The following is a 15181-nucleotide window of genomic DNA, read 5'->3' on the forward strand; positions in this document are numbered from 1 at the left end:
GGGGCCAGCGTTACACGTCCCGGACCCCTTCCCCCAAGGCCGCCTGGGCCGCCGCGAGCCGGGCCACGGGTACCCGGTAGGGGGAGCAGGAGACGTAGTCCAGTCCCACCGTGTAGCAGAACCGGACGCTGCTGGGCTCTCCCCCATGCTCCCCGCAGATCCCCACCACGAGATCCGGCCTGGCCCCACGCCCCCGCTCGGTCCCCATCTGTACCAGCTGCCCTACTCCCTCCCGGTCCAGCACCTGGAAGGGATCCTCAGGGAGGATCTTCTGGTCGAGATAGCGGGGCAGAAATCTGCCCGCGTCGTCCCGACTCATCCCGAAGGTGAACTGGGTGAGGTCGTTGGTGCCGAAGCTGAAGAACTCCGCCACCTCCGCGATCTGGTCCGCCACCAAGGCCGCCCGGGGCACCTCGATCATGGTCCCCACCCGGTAGGGGATCTGCTGCCCCGTACGCTCCATCACCTCCCGGGCCACCCGGTGCACGATCTCCGCCTGGGCTCGTAGCTCGTTGAGGTCCGAGACGAGGGGAATCATCACCTCCGGCTCCACGTGCACCCCTTCCGCCTGGCAGAGGGCGGCGGCTTCGAAGATGGCCCGGGCCTGCATCTCCGTGATCTCCGGATAGAGGATCCCCAGCCGGCACCCCCGCAGGCCCATCATGGGGTTGAACTCCCGAAGGGCGGCGACCTTCTGCCGAAGGGCCTCCACGGACACCCCGATGCGCTCCGCGGTCTCCCGGATGGCCTCCTCCTCCTGGGGCAGGAACTCGTGGAGGGGGGGGTCCAGGGTGCGGATCACCACCGGGTATCCGTCCATGGCCCGGAAGATCTCCACGAAATCCTGCCGCTGAAGGGGCTCGATCTTCGCGAGGGCCCTCTGCCGTTCCTCCGGGGTGGTGGCCATGATCATCTCCCGCATGGCGTAGATGCGGTCGCCGGTGAAGAACATGTGTTCCGTGCGGCACAGCCCGATTCCCTCCGCCCCGAACTGCCGGGCCCGGCGGGCGTCCTGGGGGGTGTCCGCGTTGGCCCGGACGCCCATGGTGCGGAACTCATCCACCCACTGCATGAAGGTGCGGAACTCCTCCGTCAGGGCCGGTTCCCGGGTAGGGAGCTCCCCTAGGAACACCTCGCCCGTTCCTCCGTCCACGGTGATCCACTCCCCGGCCCGGACCACCCTCCCGTTGACCCGCATCTCGCGGGTTTCCGGATGGATCACCAAGGCCTCCGCGCCCACCACGCAGGGCTTGCCCATGCCCCGGGCCACCACCGCGGCGTGGGAGGTCATTCCGCCCCGGGCGGTAAGCACCGCGCGCGCCGCCACCATGCCGTGGAAGTCCTCTGGGGAGGTCTCCGTGCGCACCAGGATCACCTTCTCTCCCCGGGCCGCCCGCTGCTCCGCCTCGTCTGGGTCGAACACCACCTGCCCGCTCGCGGCTCCTGGAGAGGCGGGAAGTCCGCGGGCGAGGAAGCGCCCGTCCCGATGGGCCATCGCGCGCGCGGCTTCGTCCACCGTGGGGTGTAGGAGCTGGGCGAGCTGCTCCGGATCCACCCGGAGAACCGCGGTTCTCCGGTCGATGAGCCCCTCCCGGACCATGTCCACCGCGATGCGCACCGCGGCCGCTCCCGTGCGTTTGCCGGACCGGGTCTGCAGCATCCACAGCCGGCCGTTCTCGATGGTGAACTCCACGTCCTGCATGTCCCGGTAGTGCCGCTCCAGGAGTTCCGCCACCCGCACGAACTCCCGGTACACCTCCGGCATCTCCTCCGCCAGCTGCGCGATGGGTTTCGGGGTGCGGATGCCTGCCACCACATCCTCCCCCTGGGCCTGCGGGAGGTACTCCCCGTACAGATGCTTCTCCCCCGTCACGGGGTTGCGGGTGAAGGCCACGCCCGTAGCGGACCGCGGGCCCAGATTCCCGAACACCATGGCCTGTACGTTCACCGCGGTCCCCAGGGTGTCCGGGATCCGGTGCACCCGCCGGTAGTCCACGGCACGCTTGCCCATCCAGGAGTCGAACACCGCGGCGATGGCGAGCCGCAGCTGCTCATAAGGATCCCGCGGCACCTCCCGACCCGTGTGCTCCCGGATGAGCTCCTGAAACCGCCTGCAGAGCTCCCTGAGCTCCTCCGCGGTGAGGTCCGTGTCCTGACGCGGCTCCTCCCCCCGGTGCTTGTACGCCTCCAGCACCCGCTCGAAGACCTCGCCGGGCACGTCCAGGACGATGCGGCCGAACATCTGCAAAAACCGCCGGTACGCGTCGTAGGCGAAGCGGGGATTCCCGGAGATACGGCCGAGACCCTCTGCCACCTCGTCGTTCATGCCCAGGTTCAGCACCGTGTCCATCATCCCGGGCATGCTGAACTTGGCTCCCGAGCGCACGGAGACCAAAAGCGGCTGGCTGGGATCCCCGAAACGTTTGCCCGTGCGCGCCTCCACCTCCCGTAGGGCCTCCAGCACCTGTTCCCACAGTCCCTCCGGCAGCCGACGGCCCGCCTCGTAGTATGCGTTGCAGGCCTCCGTGGTGATCACGAACCCGGGAGGGACCGGAACACCCGCTCGGGTCATCTCCGCAAGGCCCGCGCCCTTACCGCCCAGCAGATCCCGAAGGGCTTCGCCTCCTTCCTCAAACCGGTAAACCCACTTCCTGCCCATTCCGCACCCCCACACGGTTGTTCCCTCCTAAAGCCTACACGTCTCCCAGGGGATTGCGCATCCCACGGCGAATGGAAAATTTCAGGCCATGCCGACCCTGGCCCTCGTGGGAGACGTGATGCTGGGCCGCGGGGTCAACGTCCTGATCCCGCGTCGGTCCCCCGAGTGGTTTTGGGGAGATGTGCTGCCCGTGCTTCGGGCGGCGGATGCGGTGCTTGCAAATCTGGAGTGTGCCCTCACCACGCACCGCCGCCCGTGGAGGAAGACCCCCAAGGTCTTCCACTTCCGCGCAGATCCCGCGGCGGTAGAGGTCCTCCGGGCCGGGGGAATCCGGTGCGTGAGCCTCGCGAACAACCATGTGCTGGACTACGACGTCCCGGGTCTGCTGGACACCCTCCGGTACCTGGACGAGGCGGGCATCGCGCATGCGGGCGCGGGCCGCAACCGGGAGGAGGCGGAAGCCCCGGCCCTGATGGAGGTGGGAGGGATCCGGGTGGGCGTTCTCTCCGCCACGGACAACGAGCCCCCCTTCGCCGCAGGACCGGACGAGCCGGGCACCAACTACCTGGAGATCCGGACGGACCCCGACACCCTGGGCCGCGTGGAGGGCTGGATCGCCCGGGCCCGCCAGGCCGGTGCGCAGCTCGTGGTGCTCTCCCTCCACTGGGGTCCCAACATGGTTCTCGTCCCCCCCTCCCCCTTCCGGGCCTTCGCCCGGGAGGTGACCCGCCGGGGTGTGGACCTGGTGCACGGGCACTCCGCCCACGTCTTCCAGGGGGTGGAACGGTTCGGCCGCCGGCTCGTGCTCTACGACACGGGGGACTTCCTGGACGACTACGCGGTAGACCCGGAACTGCGCAACGACTGGTCCTTTGTGTTCCTCGTGGAATTCGATGCCACCACCCTCCGCCGTCTGCAGCTCGTTCCCGTGCGGCTACACTACGCCCGGGTGACGCTCGCCCAAGGGGAGGAGTTCGCCGCCATCTGCCAGCGCATGAAGGTCCTCTCCGCCGCCTTCGGCACCCACCTCCGGCAGACTCCGGCCGGCCTGGAGCTCCTGCTGGCAGAGGCGGGATCTCAGGCGAGGTAGCGGAGCAGGGCGCCGATGCCGCCGTGCAACCGCAGGATGGGTTGCGGGTTGACGAGCTCGATTCCCGCGTGGTTGCGATGCGCAAGAAGGGGCAACACCTGCGTGAGCCAGGTGCGCATCATCACCGCCCCACACACGGGACAGATCTCGGCGGGCCGGGCGCTTACGTATCCGCAGCCCGGGCACTCCACCACCTCCGCCTCCAGTTCCCGGTCCACCACCAGCAGCTGCACCTGCCGCCGTACGAGGGCCTCCAGGGTGGAGGCCAGTCCCAGAACCCCTCTCCCCTGGCCGCTCCGATCCACCAGCTCCTGAACCCGCTCCGCCTCGCGCTGACGCTCCGCCTGCCGCGCCACCTCCAGGACCCGCTCCCGGATCTGCGGCCATTCCTCAAGGGGCGAGGGGAGAGGCACGACCGCCACCACCTTCCGGGCTGCGGATTCGGGGAGCTGATCCCGGACGGCGAAGGCCGCCTCCTCCGGTCCACCGAGGAGGAGCCGTTCGATTCGCCGCTCCTCCACGAACCGCGCGGCCGCGTCCGCCACCCCCGTCCAGAACCGGCGCAGATGGTCGTCCACCCGGGCCTCGAAGGTGTCCCGCTGGGCGCCCCGGGTGGCCCCTGTCCCTAGGCGTCCGGTAAAGGTGGGGGGGCGCCCCGCGGTGAACCGCCAGCTGGTGGTATCCAGTTCCAGGGTCTCCTCCTCGATCAGGCTCGCGGATCCGAGGTAGGCCACGAGCAGCCGTGCGTGGTCCCGGTGCACGATGAGGATGGCGTGGGGCTCGTACTCGTCCATGGCCCACAGGAGGGGCCACACGTCCGGCCGGCCGTAGCGGACCCGGTTCAGAAGCGGCACGGGAAGCACGTACTCCCGCCAGAGATCCGAGGCCGCGAAGAGGGCGAGGCCTCGTCCCTGCAGCCGGCTGTCCCGAAGGTACTGGACGATCCGGTCGGCCACCTCCTTGGCCGACCGCCGTTCCTCCCTGGGGAGCTGCTCCACCACCTCGTGCAGGGCGTGCCGCGCCCAGATGCGCCAGGCGGGCTCAGGCCGCTGGTTTTCAGGCTTGGTGGGATCCACATCCAGGCAGATGGAGAGCACGTCCCGCCGGGACAGGCTCACGAGGTTCTCCAGATCCCCAGCCTCGAGCATGTCTCACCTCCGAAGCCGTACCATGCCTCGGAACAGTATCTTCACTGTTCCCTCCGTGCGCAAGAGCGTTCAGGTCCGCACCACGAGGACCGCGGCCCCGCGGCGAATGCGGCCAAGGCGGAGATCCTCCAGGGCCCGGTTGGCCTCCTCCAGGGGATACGGCTGCACCTCCGTGCGTACGGGCACCTGAGGGGCCAAGCGCAGGAACTCCTCTCCGTCACGCCGGGTGAGGTTGGCCACACTCCGGAGCACCCGCTCGCGCCACAAGAGCTCATAGGGGAACGAGGGGATAGCTGTCATGTGGATCCCGCCGCACACCACCACCCCGCCCGGAGCCACGGCCCGGAGGGCCAGGGGCACCAGCTCCCCTGCGGGGGCAAAGAGGATGGCGGCATCCAGCTCTTCCGGAGGTGACTGCGTGCTATCCCCGGCCCAGACCGCGCCCAGCTCCAAGGCAAACCGCTGGGCATCGAGGTCCCCAGGCCTCGTGAAGGCGAACACCCGCCGTCCCTGGTATCGGGCCACCTGGGTCAGGATGTGGGCGGCGGCTCCGAACCCGTAAATCCCCAGGCGCTCCGCGTCCCCGGTCATGCGGAGGCATCGGTAGCCGATGAGCCCCGCGCACAGCAGCGGGGCGGCCTCCAGATCCGGGTACGCCCCGGGAATCGGGAAGCAGTAGCGGGCGTCCGCCACCACGTACTCCGCATACCCTCCGTCCAGGTGATACCCGGTGAAGCGCGCGTGGGGGCACAGGTTCTCCTGTCCCCGCCGGCAGTACCGGCACTCCCCGCAGGTCCAACCCAGCCAGGGGACCCCGACCCGGTCTCCCTCCTGAATCCCTCCCACGCCTTCTCCTACCTGCACCACGGTCCCCACGATCTGGTGTCCAAGTACGAGGGGGAGCCTGGGATTTGCGAGTTCCCCCTGCAGGATGTGAAGGTCCGTGCGACAGACTCCGCACGCATGCACCCGGAGGAGCACCTGGCCCCTAAGAGGGAGGAGGATCTCCCGCTCCACCAGCTGGAGGGGGGAGCGGAGATCCGGCAGAACCATAGCCCGCATGGTCTTCCCAGCTCCTGGGGGCAAGCGGTCTGAGCACGAAGAGGACCGCATCTGGTCGGGCCGGCCGGATTTGAACCGGCGACCTCCTGAACCCCATTCAGGTGCGCTCCCAGGCTGCGCCACGGCCCGATGCGGCTAGGAGGATTATATCATGGAGGCTGCAGCATGCGGGTGGTGCGTACCATCGCCCTAGCAGGAATCGCCCTGGTGCTCCTCGCGGGCATGGGCTCTCTGCGCAGGAGCCCCTACCCCGATATGATCGGCCTCGCCCACGCCCTCCGGTCAGGGGATCCTGAGGCGGCGCTCCGATGGATCCATCTCCCCTCCCTCGCCGCCTCCGTGGTGGACGTGCTCGAGGAGACCTGGGTTGCCGGCCGCATGGGAGATCCTGCCCACTATCCCCTTTCCCCCTTGCTCCGCCCGTTCTTCCAGGCCGCCTTCGGCCTTGCCCGACCTCTCGCCCAGAAACGGGTGGAGGAGGAGATCCGGGAACTGGTGCGCAGGGTGGCCCTCGGTGCCCCGGATGCCCCCGTGCACCTGCCCCGGTGGGGCGGCCTTCCCGTTGCCGCGGCCGCGGTTCTCGCTTTCGTGCGATTCGAGGCGCTCCCCGAGGGAAAGGTCCGGATGTCCGTGGTGGATTCCTCCCCTCCCCTTCAGCTCCTCCTCGATTATGCCCACGGTCGGTGGGTCATCGTGGCCGTGGACCGCGCCTGGCTTCAGCAAGTTCTTCTCCAGCAGCCGACCCCCACCCGTCCGAGTTCGTCGCCCCCAACGCTTCCCCGTCCCTCCCGCTAACCCGCCTGGGCCACCAGCTTGAAGATGGGAAGGTACAGGGAAACCACCATGGCGCCCACCACGACCCCCATGAACACGATCATGGCGGGCTCCAGGGTACTGGCCAACGCTCCCACCGTGGCCTCCACCTCCGTGTCGTAGAAGTCCGCCACCTTCACCAGCATCTCGTCGAGATTTCCCGCCTCCTCTCCCACCCGCACCATCTGTACCACCATGGGGGGGAACAGCGGAATGGAGGACAGGGGGACCGCGATGCTCTCCCCTTCCCGGATGCTGCTCCGCACCTTCTGGATGCCTTCCTCCACCACCGCGTTGTCCACCGCCTTTCCCGTCACCTCGAAGGCCTGCAGCAGGGGAACCCCCGCGCCCAGGAGGGTTCCCAGGGTCCGGGCAAACCGGGCGAGGATGGTCTTCTGCACGAGGGGCCCGAACAAGGGCAGACGCAGTTTCGTCCGGTCCCACCACGCCTTGCCCGCCGGGGTCCGGATCCACCGGAGGAATCCGTAGATGGCCACGGCCAGGGCGGGGATCCAGACGTACCAGAAGGAGCGGATCACCAGGCTCACCCACATGAGGATCTGGGTGGGCACGGGGAGGTCTCCCACGTCCAGCTCCCGGTAGAACACCACGAACTGCGGGATGATGAACACCGTCATGAGGAGGAGGGCCAGGGTGGCCACCACCGCCAGGATTGCGGGATACACCATGGCAGACTTGATCTTCTGTCGGAGGGCGTACTCCTTCTCCAGGAAGGTGGACAAGCGCTGCAGCACGTCGTCCAGCACCCCTCCCGCCTCCCCGGCCCGCACCATGTTCACGTACAGGGAGCTGAAGGCCTGCGGGTGCTTCGCCAGGGAGTCCGCCAGGGCCCGTCCCTGCTCTACGTCCGCCCGCACCTGCGCCAGGATCCGCCGCAACTTGGGATTGGTGGTCTGCTGCTCGAGAATCCCCAAGGCCCGCACCAGGGAGAGGCCGGAGTTCACCATGGTGGCGAACTGCCGGCTCATAAGGGCCAGCTCCCGCAGGCTGATCCCCCGGAGGAGGTCCCACAGGCTACGGGCCTCCCCGGGGCCCGCCCGCACGGGCTCGATGGCGGTGATGAACAGGCCCATCTCCCGCAGCCGGCTCGCCACTTGCGCTCCGTTCTCCGCCTCCAGGACTCCTTGGATCACCCGGCCCATTTGATCCCGAGCCGTGTACTGAAAGACCGCCACCGCCGCACCTCCCTCCTAGCGATGCCCCACGATCATCTTCCGCAGCTCATCGGGTCGGATGGCCCGGCTGATGGCATCCTCGAACGAGATGAGGCCCCGCTCGTACAGGTCCCGCAGGGATTGGTCCATGGTCTGCATGCCATGCTGGTGTCCCGTCTGGATGGCCGCGTCGATCTGGTGGGTCTTGCCCTCCCGGATGAGGTTGCGGATGGCGGGGGTGGCGATCATCACCTCCACCGCGGGGACCCGACCTACCTCCTCCAGGGTGGGCCACGTCCGCGGCACGGTATGCACCCCGCTCCCCCTCCGGGCCGCCGCGAGCCGCTCCGGACTCCCGTACCGGCGCAGGAACATCTGGTTGGGCAGGAGCTGCTGGCTGATCACGGCTTCTAGGACATTTGCCAGCTGCACCCGGATCTGCTGTTGTTGGTGAGGGGGGAAGACGTCAACGATCCGGTCCACGGACTGCGCCGCGGTTCCCGTGTGCAGAGTGGCCAGCACCAAGTGCCCGGTCTCCGCGGCGGTGAGGGCAAGGGCGATGGTCTCCAGATCCCGCATCTCCCCCACCATGATCACGTTGGGGTCCTCCCGGAGGACGGCCCGCAGGGCGTTCGGGAAGGATTGGGTGTCGAATCCAAGCTCCCGCTGGTTCACGATGCTCCGCTTGTGCTCGTGCAGGTACTCGATGGGATCCTCGATGGTGACGATGTGGCAGCTACGCTCCTCGTTGATCCGGTCGATCATCGCTGCCAGGGTGGTGGACTTCCCCTGGCCCGTGGGACCTGTGACCAGGATGAGCCCCCTGGGCCGGCGGGTGAGCTCCACCAGGACGGGGGGTAGGTTGAGGTCCTCGATCCGGGGGATCTGGTGGGGAATCACCCGGATGGCCACCCCCACCGCTCCCCGTTGCCGGTACACGTTGACCCGGAACCGTCCCAACCCGCTCACCCCGTAGGAGAGGTCCAGCTCCCAGGTCCGCTCGAACTTCTGCTTCTGGAACGCGTTCATCATGCTGTAGGCGAGCTGGTACGTGTCCTCCGGGGTGAGAACGGGGTAGTGCGCCAGGGGCACCAGCCGTCCCCAGACGCGAAGGGTGGGGGGAACCCCCGCGGTGAGGTGGAGATCTGAAGCCTGGTTGTCCACCGCGTGCCGCAGCAGCTCGTGGATCTCCATCTCCTTACCTCCCGGATCAGAAAGTGGCCGGCTGAGGCTGCAGGAGCCCTGCCTCTCGCAGCACGTTGTACATCTCCACGATTTTGGAGAAGGCTCGGTAGTCGCCCCGGTACTCCTTCTCCAACTTGAAGCCCAGCTCCACGAACCGGTTCAGAGTCACGAAGAAGGCGAACTGCACGATGTTCACCTCCGCCTCCGGAGCATCCCGGTTCTTGTCGATGAAGAGGTTGAGGATATCGATCTTCGGAAGGGTGTCCGGATCGATCCCCTCCTGTCGCGCCTTGGATTCCAGGTACTCCCGCAGCTCCCGCGTGGCCTTCCAGTCCTTCACCAGCACCATGGCCACATCCAGATCGTACTCCAGATCCCCGGAGCCCACGCTGTGGTGCATGGTGGGCCGCTCATAAGGGCTGCTGAGTTCCTCCTCCTCCGCGGGCTTCTCATCGAGCCGGCATCCCTCCTTGTCGAGGGGGGAGATGGCCACGATGGGCGCCCGCAGCTCCAGGCTGAGCTCCGCCAGCTGGCTGCTGATGAGGTCCGTGCGGGCCTTGTCGTCTTCGATGGGCTGCGGAAGAGGGATCTTCTGGAGGTAATCGAGGCAGATGAGAACCTGGTCCGTGCCGTGCTCCTGCATGACGTTGTAGGCGTGGATCTTGATCCGGTCCAGGGTATCCTTCCGGCCCGCCTCGATGAGGTAGAAGTACGGGGCGTACTGGAAGACGTTCTCCTCTGCTCGTCGTAGAGACGTCAGGAGCGCGGGGGTGCGGTCCAGGTTGCCGCTCAGGAGATCTGTGGGGTTCACGAGGAGCTCCTTGGCCAGCAAGCGGGCGGCCAGCACCTGGGCCGTCTGCTCCCAGCTGTAGTAGAGGACAGGGATCCGGTGGTTCCGGGCCACGTAACTGGCCAATTGCAGCACCAGGTTCGTCTTGCCCCGGCGAGGCGCACCCGCCAGTCCGTAGTAGAACCCCGGGCGCAGGCCGGACAGCACCTGGTTGAGCCGATCGAAGGGGGAGATGGAGTAGCCCAGAATCCCTACCCGCTGGGGATCCCGCACGCGCTCCACGAGGTCCTGCAACAGCTCGCTGACGGGCACCAGGCGCTTGCGCAGCCTCCGCTTTTGGAGCTCGAAGAGCTCTGTGATCACCTGCCCCGTGAACTGCAGGACCTCGTGAGTCCCCGCCCCGGGACTTCGCACGAGGAACTCCTGGATACGCCGTCCTACAGCTTCCAACCGTCTGCGGCTCTCCTGGCTCTTCAGCAGCTCCAGATAGGCCACCAGCTGGGCCGCGGTGGGGGGACGGGTCTGGGAGAGGGCCTGCACCGCCCTCTCCACCTCCGGGGTGAGCATCCCCCGGTCCTGCAGGTACGCCGTCAGGGTGACCGCATCCAGCGCCTCCCTACGGGTTAGGGAGAGCTCCAGGAGCGAGCGGGCCAACCGCTGCATCACGGGGTGGCGCAGCAGCTCCGGACTGAACCCTTCGTTGAGGGCCAGGGTCAGGAGGTGGCGATCCGCCACCATCCCGCTCAGGACAACCAGTTCCGCCGCTTCGAAGTCCATGTTCCCTCCCTCTGGGTCCCCCTGGAGGGTTAAGCAAATTCCGTTCCACTCCCGCTCGCTTTTCCCCCTCAAAGGGTTCTGCATACCCCACTGGACCCCTCCTTGTCGGCAATCCCCCTGTGGGCAAAACTGAGGAGGGTCCGTGGGAAACCTGGGGAGGACACCCCGGGAGGCGCACGCCCTGGGATCCTGGCATGGATCTTGCTATAGTAGTCAGGTAAGGTAGACCGATATGGCCAAGGTGGAGGACGCGCTCACCCGAAGGGACGGACCGGAAGCCTGGGAGAGCCCTACCATCCAGACCTACAAAACCCTCCTCCGGCTCCCACCGGGGAACCGGACACTGGAGTGTGCCTTCCAGTATCACCAGGCCACGCGGCATCTCCGGAACGGCCGGCTTTTGGATGCCATCCGGGACTACAAGCACCTGCTGGAGCTGGATCCCCAGGATCCTTCCGTGTACCTGGAACTCGCGGAGCTGTATCTGAAGACGGGAACCACGAGGGAGGCCGCGGGTGTCCTCCGGGCGCTTGGGGCACTGTACCGAAGGGAGGGAATGGAGCAGGCCGCCCAGGAGGTGGAGACCCGGGCCCTGGCCCTGGAGGGGAACGGGAATGGCGTGGTGCCGCGGGCGAGCGGGCTGGCTTCGGCCATGGAGCCGGCGGAGGGACCGGCTCCCGCTTTCACTCCAGAGGCCCAGGCGGTGAGGGCCGAGGACACTGCCCCTTCCCCGGCCTCCGCAGAGGAGCTGGAGACCGCTCTGCCGGCCCGGCTCTCTGCAACCCCTCCCAGTCCCACCCGTCCCGCGGACCGCCCCCCCACGCGCCCTGGGGGACCTGCCCTGGGGAAACGGGAACCCCTGGGGCGCATCCTCCTCCGCATGGGGCTGGTGACGGAGGAGCAGCTGGAGCAGGCCCTGGCGATCCACGAGCGTACCCGGGAGAAGCTGGGGCGCATCCTGATCTCCATGGGGGCCATCACGGAACAGGACCTGGCGAAGGCCATCGGGATCCAGTGGAACTACCCGTACGTCGCCCTCTCCTCCGCGGGGATCGACCCGGAGGTGGCGCGGATGGTTCCGCACCACCTCTGCATCCGGCACAAGGTGCTGCCCTACGCCCGGAACGGGGACAAACTGCTGGTGGCCCTGGTGGATCCCTTGAACCTCCTGGCCTTGGACGACGTGCGGCTCATCACCGGGCTCGATGTGGAGCCTCGGATCACCACGGAGGAGGAACTGCTCCAGGCCATCCACAAGCACCACCAGCTGGGTTCGCTTCTGGAGCAGACCGCGCACGTGGAGGTAGGCCCGGAAGCACCGGTCGAGGAGGAGATCAGCCTGGACCGGCTCCGCCAGATGGTGGACGAAGCGCCCGTGGTGAAGCTGGTCAACCTCATCCTCGACCAAGCCATCCGGGAGGGCGCTTCGGACATCCACATTGAGCCCTACCGGCATGGGATCCACGTGCGCTACCGGATCGACGGAGTCCTCCACGATGTCCTGAGCCCCCCCAAGAATCTCAAAGCCGCCCTGGTCTCCCGGATCAAGATCATGGCCAATCTGGACATCGCGGAACGGCGCCGACCACAGGACGGCCGCATCCACCTGCGGGTAGACGGTCGGGAGATCGACCTGCGGGTCTCCACGCTCCCCACCATGTTCGGGGAGAAGGTGGTGATGCGGATCCTGGATCAATCCAGCACCCTCATCCAGTTGGGGCAGCTGGGCATGGCCAGCGACGTGCAGGAGACCTGGGAGCGCCTGGCCACCAAGCCCTACGGCATGCTCCTCATCACGGGCCCCACCGGGAGCGGGAAGACCACCACCCTCTACGCCACCCTCACGAAGATCAACACCCTGGAGAAGAACATCGTCACCATTGAGGATCCGGTGGAGTACCAGCTCCCCCGCATCAACCAAGTACAGGTGAATCCCAAAGCCGGGCTCACCTTCGCCACCGCCCTCCGATCCATCCTCCGCCAGGACCCGGACATCATCATGGTGGGAGAGATCCGGGACCGGGAGACCGCGGAGCTGGCGGTGCAGGCGGCCCTCACGGGCCATCTCGTGTTCAGCACCCTCCACACCAACGACGCGGCCAGCGCCTTTACGCGCCTGCTGGACATGGGCATCGAGCCGTACCTGGTGGCCTCCTCCGTCATCGGGGTGATGGCGCAGCGGCTGGCCCGGAAGATCTGCTCCCGGTGTAAGGAGGCCTACCGGGCTCCCGGGGAAGCCATCCGCCGTTTGAGCGAGGACCTGGCGGAGGTGGAGGAGGAGGTGGTCCTGTACCGGGGAGCGGGCTGTGAGGCATGCCGCCACACGGGGTACAAGGGGCGGGTGGGGGTGTTCGAGCTATTGGTGGTGAGTGACCGGATCCGGTCCCTGGTCCTGACCCGTGCTCCTTCCACGGAGGTCCGGGAGGCGGCCCGCGCAGAGGGCATGCGCGCCATGCGGGAAGACGGCCTCCAGAAGGTGCTGGAGGGGCTCAGCACCGTGGAGGAGATCCTCCGGGTGGTGTACAGCACGGAGGTGTAGGGCTACAGCGCCTCGATCACAGCCGGGCGGCGCTTCCGGAGTTCCAGCCGAACCCGCCCCAGGGTGGCTGAACCGGTGGTGACCACTACCAGCATCGCCTCCCCTCCCACGGGCGCCACCACGATAACCCCTCCCTCGTACTCCAGCATCAGGCTTACCAGCTGCCCCCGCCGGAGGTCCGCGGACAGGATCTCCGAGGCCCCGAGCGCACTCGCGGTCACCGCCCCCACCGCCTCCAGATCCAGATCTTCCTCCGCGCTCACCCCTCCGATCAGGAACCCATCCCTTCCCACCACCAGGGCGGCGGCCACACCGTCCACCCGGGCAAGCTCGGCCAGAATGTTGCGCAGATCCGTCATCTTCCCCCTCCCTAGGATTTGTCCTCGCTAGGCATCTCCGAGCGCACGAGCGCGCTCAGCCGATCGAGGGCCCGGTGCAGGATCCGGGAGATCCGCCGCTGGGACATCTGAAGCCACCGGGCGGTCTCCGTCTCCGTCAGGTCCAGGTAGAACAGGGCATAGATCACCTTCCGCTCCACTTCCCGCAGCCGCTCCAGGGCTGCCAGTACCGTGATGCGATCCTCGATGGGCAGCTGGAAGCTCTCGTACCACTGATGGCGTAGGGAGGCCCGCAACCGCTGGATCTCCTCCGGCTCCAGGGGAATCGGCGTTCGCATGGCCCGCAGGCGCAGGATCCGATCCACCCCTTCCGGAGTCACGTTTAGACTCCGCGCCAGCTCCTCCACGGTGGGGGCCCGGCTGTGGGTGGTCCAGAAGGCGTCCACGGCCCGATCCACCTCCCGGAGCACCGCGCCCAGCCATCGGGGGAGCCGGATGAGGCGGCCGTGATCCCGAAGGTAGTGCCGAATCTCCCCGGCCACCAGGGCCGCGGCGTACGTCTTGAAAGGAACCCCTCTTTCCGGATCGTACCGATTCAGGGCCTGCAGGAGCCCCAGGTATCCCACCTGCACCAGGTCCTCCAAGGGCTCCCCTTGCCCGCGGAACTGGGACGCGATGCGGCGCACCATGGGCCCGAACCACGCGCTCAGCCGGGCCTGGACCATGGGATCCCGGGACCGCAGGTACTCCCGCAGCAGCGCCTCGACCTCTTCCTCCTTCATGCCCCCGTCCGCTTGCGCCGGATGAACCGGTACACCCACTTCCGCCGCTGGAGCTGGAGCAAGATTCGTTCCACCTCGTTCGGGGGCTCGGCCAATTCCTGAGCCAATCGGTGGAGATCCCGGGTTCCGTCCAGGTGTTCGAGGATCCGCACCGCCAGGGGGCCCAGGGCCTCCAAGACCTGTGCGGGGGGAAGGCCAGGAGCCGCGATGAACACCTCATCTCCCCGGAAGGAGGTCCACGTGCGGCCGCTCTCCTCGGAAGCTTGCCAGACGTCTATTTCCGCGGGCAGATGCGCGATCTCGGAGATCAGCCCGGCCTGGTCCCGCTCGCTCGTCGCCTCCCGGTCGTAGTACAGGGCCTGGGAAGCGGGAAGGAGCAGAAACACCCACCACCCTGTCCCTCGTACCGTCACCACCCCCCGGAATCCCTCCTGCAGGAGGCGATCCCGCAGGGAGGCCAGCCGGATGAACTCCGTGGAGAGGTCCCGGTGGATGAGGCGGGCCTCCGCCACCCGTCGGAGGATGGAGACCACGGACGGAGGGAGTTCTCCCACCTCCGCTTCCGCGCTTCCCTCCTCCAGAAGCCGGAGGATCTTCCGGGTGGCCTCCTGCCCCTGCACCAGGGTGCTTCCCCCCTCGAACAGAGCCGAGGAGGAATCCCCCGCCTCCACCGGGAGGGCCGCCTCCCAATCCGGTCCCCGCAGGCGCACCACTCCGTGGAAGGCTTGTGCGCGCAGGGTCGCGAGCAGCTCCTGCAGCTCCAGGGCCGACGGAAGGAGCCGCCGTTCCACCGTCCGGCCCGCGGGGATTCGCTCCAGCATGG

The 15181-nt window shown here is 67.7% G+C and carries 12 protein-coding genes, 1 tRNA gene and 1 pseudogene; 4 read left to right on the forward strand and 10 right to left on the reverse strand.

The genetic code is table 11. The annotated features are described in order from the left end of the window. Positions 1–10 precede the first annotated feature (10 nt). Positions 11–2659 (reverse strand): pyruvate, phosphate dikinase, encoded by a 2649-nt coding sequence (gene ppdK, locus N0A24_01985; GenBank protein ID MCS7172176.1) that lies wholly within the window; start codon positions 2657–2659, stop codon positions 11–13. An 88-nt stretch (positions 2660–2747) separates the two neighbouring features. On the opposite strand from ppdK, the gene N0A24_01990 reads away from it, so the two are divergent. Then, on the forward strand, positions 2748–3749 hold the full coding sequence (locus N0A24_01990) for a CapA family protein (protein ID MCS7172177.1): 1002 nt from the start codon (positions 2748–2750) through the stop codon (positions 3747–3749). On the opposite strand, the gene N0A24_01995 is transcribed toward N0A24_01990, so the two are convergent. The 3 genes from N0A24_01995 to N0A24_02005 form a co-directional block, all read right to left on the reverse strand. Next, the gene (locus N0A24_01995; protein ID MCS7172178.1) at positions 3737–4897 is read right to left on the reverse strand and encodes a VLRF1 family aeRF1-type release factor; all 1161 of its coding nucleotides are present in this window, start codon (positions 4895–4897) and stop codon (positions 3737–3739) included. The two genes, N0A24_01990 and N0A24_01995, sit on opposite strands and share 13 nt — an antisense overlap. 69 nt (positions 4898–4966) lie before the next feature. Then, a complete protein-coding gene (locus N0A24_02000) occupies positions 4967–5959 on the reverse strand; it encodes a zinc-dependent alcohol dehydrogenase family protein (protein MCS7172179.1) in 993 nt (330 codons plus the stop codon). Between the two features lie 52 nt (positions 5960–6011). Next, positions 6012–6088 (reverse strand) — tRNA-Pro (locus N0A24_02005). Between the two features lie 36 nt (positions 6089–6124). Between N0A24_02005 and N0A24_02010 the strand changes: the two genes are divergently transcribed. Beyond that, positions 6125–6754, forward strand: coding sequence for a hypothetical protein (locus tag N0A24_02010; GenBank protein ID MCS7172180.1), 630 nt, complete (start codon positions 6125–6127; stop codon positions 6752–6754). Here the strand turns inward: N0A24_02010 and N0A24_02015 are convergent. Genes N0A24_02015 through N0A24_02025 form a run of 3 tightly spaced genes read right to left on the reverse strand, consistent with a single transcriptional unit; the run spans position 6751 to position 10699 of the window. Beyond that, positions 6751–7968, reverse strand: a complete 1218-nt coding sequence (locus N0A24_02015; protein MCS7172181.1) for a type II secretion system F family protein — start codon at positions 7966–7968, stop codon at positions 6751–6753. The genes N0A24_02010 and N0A24_02015 overlap by 4 nt on opposite strands. Positions 7969–7983: 15 nt before the next feature. After that, complete coding sequence (locus N0A24_02020) at positions 7984–9141, reverse strand: type IV pilus twitching motility protein PilT (GenBank protein MCS7172182.1); 1158 nt, start codon at positions 9139–9141, stop codon at positions 7984–7986. Between the two features lie 16 nt (positions 9142–9157). Beyond that, complete coding sequence (locus N0A24_02025; protein MCS7172183.1) at positions 9158–10699, reverse strand: AAA family ATPase; 1542 nt, start codon at positions 10697–10699, stop codon at positions 9158–9160. A gap of 232 nt (positions 10700–10931) precedes the next feature. Here N0A24_02025 and N0A24_02030 point away from each other — a divergent pair. Both N0A24_02030 and gspE read left to right on the forward strand, forming a co-directional pair. Then, positions 10932–11183: pseudogene (locus N0A24_02030) on the forward strand (tetratricopeptide repeat protein). Between the two features lie 396 nt (positions 11184–11579). Then, positions 11580–13238: a type II secretion system ATPase GspE gene (gene gspE / locus N0A24_02035; protein MCS7172184.1), complete on the forward strand. Its 1659-nt coding sequence runs from the start codon at positions 11580–11582 to the stop codon at positions 13236–13238. A 2-nt stretch (positions 13239–13240) separates the two neighbouring features. On the opposite strand, the gene N0A24_02040 is transcribed toward gspE, so the two are convergent. The 3 genes from N0A24_02040 to N0A24_02050 are packed head-to-tail and all read right to left on the reverse strand — an operon-like array spanning position 13241 to position 15179. Continuing rightward, positions 13241–13597, reverse strand: coding sequence for a roadblock/LC7 domain-containing protein (locus N0A24_02040; protein ID MCS7172185.1), 357 nt, complete (start codon positions 13595–13597; stop codon positions 13241–13243). A gap of 11 nt (positions 13598–13608) precedes the next feature. Next, positions 13609–14358, reverse strand: coding sequence for a sigma-70 family RNA polymerase sigma factor (locus N0A24_02045; protein MCS7172186.1), 750 nt, complete (start codon positions 14356–14358; stop codon positions 13609–13611). Beyond that, positions 14355–15179 (reverse strand): hypothetical protein, encoded by an 825-nt coding sequence (locus tag N0A24_02050; GenBank protein MCS7172187.1) that lies wholly within the window; start codon positions 15177–15179, stop codon positions 14355–14357. Before N0A24_02050 ends, N0A24_02045 begins: the two co-directional genes overlap by 4 nt. Between the last annotated feature and the right edge of the window lie 2 nt (positions 15180–15181).

It is taken from the genome of Armatimonadota bacterium (assembly GCA_025059775.1).
Lineage (GTDB): Bacteria > Sysuimicrobiota > Sysuimicrobiia > Sysuimicrobiales > Sysuimicrobiaceae > Sysuimicrobium.

Bases quoted from the DNA above. Each gene is read 5' to 3' on its own strand.
- N0A24_02000 (MCS7172179.1), bottom strand. From the start codon at position 5,959: ATGCGGGCTATGGTTCTGCCGGATCTCCGCTCCCCCCTCCAGCTGGTG.
- N0A24_02020 (MCS7172182.1), bottom strand. From the start codon at position 9,141: ATGGAGATCCACGAGCTGCTGCGGCACGCGGTGGACAACCAGGCTTCA.
- N0A24_02040 (MCS7172185.1), bottom strand. From the start codon at position 13,597: ATGACGGATCTGCGCAACATTCTGGCCGAGCTTGCCCGGGTGGACGGT.
- N0A24_02010 (MCS7172180.1), top strand. From the start codon at position 6,125: ATGCGGGTGGTGCGTACCATCGCCCTAGCAGGAATCGCCCTGGTGCTC.
- N0A24_02045 (MCS7172186.1), bottom strand. From the start codon at position 14,358: ATGAAGGAGGAAGAGGTCGAGGCGCTGCTGCGGGAGTACCTGCGGTCC.
- gspE (MCS7172184.1), top strand. From the start codon at position 11,580: ATGGGGCTGGTGACGGAGGAGCAGCTGGAGCAGGCCCTGGCGATCCAC.
- N0A24_01995 (MCS7172178.1), bottom strand. From the start codon at position 4,897: ATGCTCGAGGCTGGGGATCTGGAGAACCTCGTGAGCCTGTCCCGGCGG.
- N0A24_02025 (MCS7172183.1), bottom strand. From the start codon at position 10,699: ATGGACTTCGAAGCGGCGGAACTGGTTGTCCTGAGCGGGATGGTGGCG.
- ppdK (MCS7172176.1), bottom strand. From the start codon at position 2,659: ATGGGCAGGAAGTGGGTTTACCGGTTTGAGGAAGGAGGCGAAGCCCTT.
- N0A24_02050 (MCS7172187.1), bottom strand. From the start codon at position 15,179: ATGCTGGAGCGAATCCCCGCGGGCCGGACGGTGGAACGGCGGCTCCTT.
- N0A24_01990 (MCS7172177.1), top strand. From the start codon at position 2,748: ATGCCGACCCTGGCCCTCGTGGGAGACGTGATGCTGGGCCGCGGGGTC.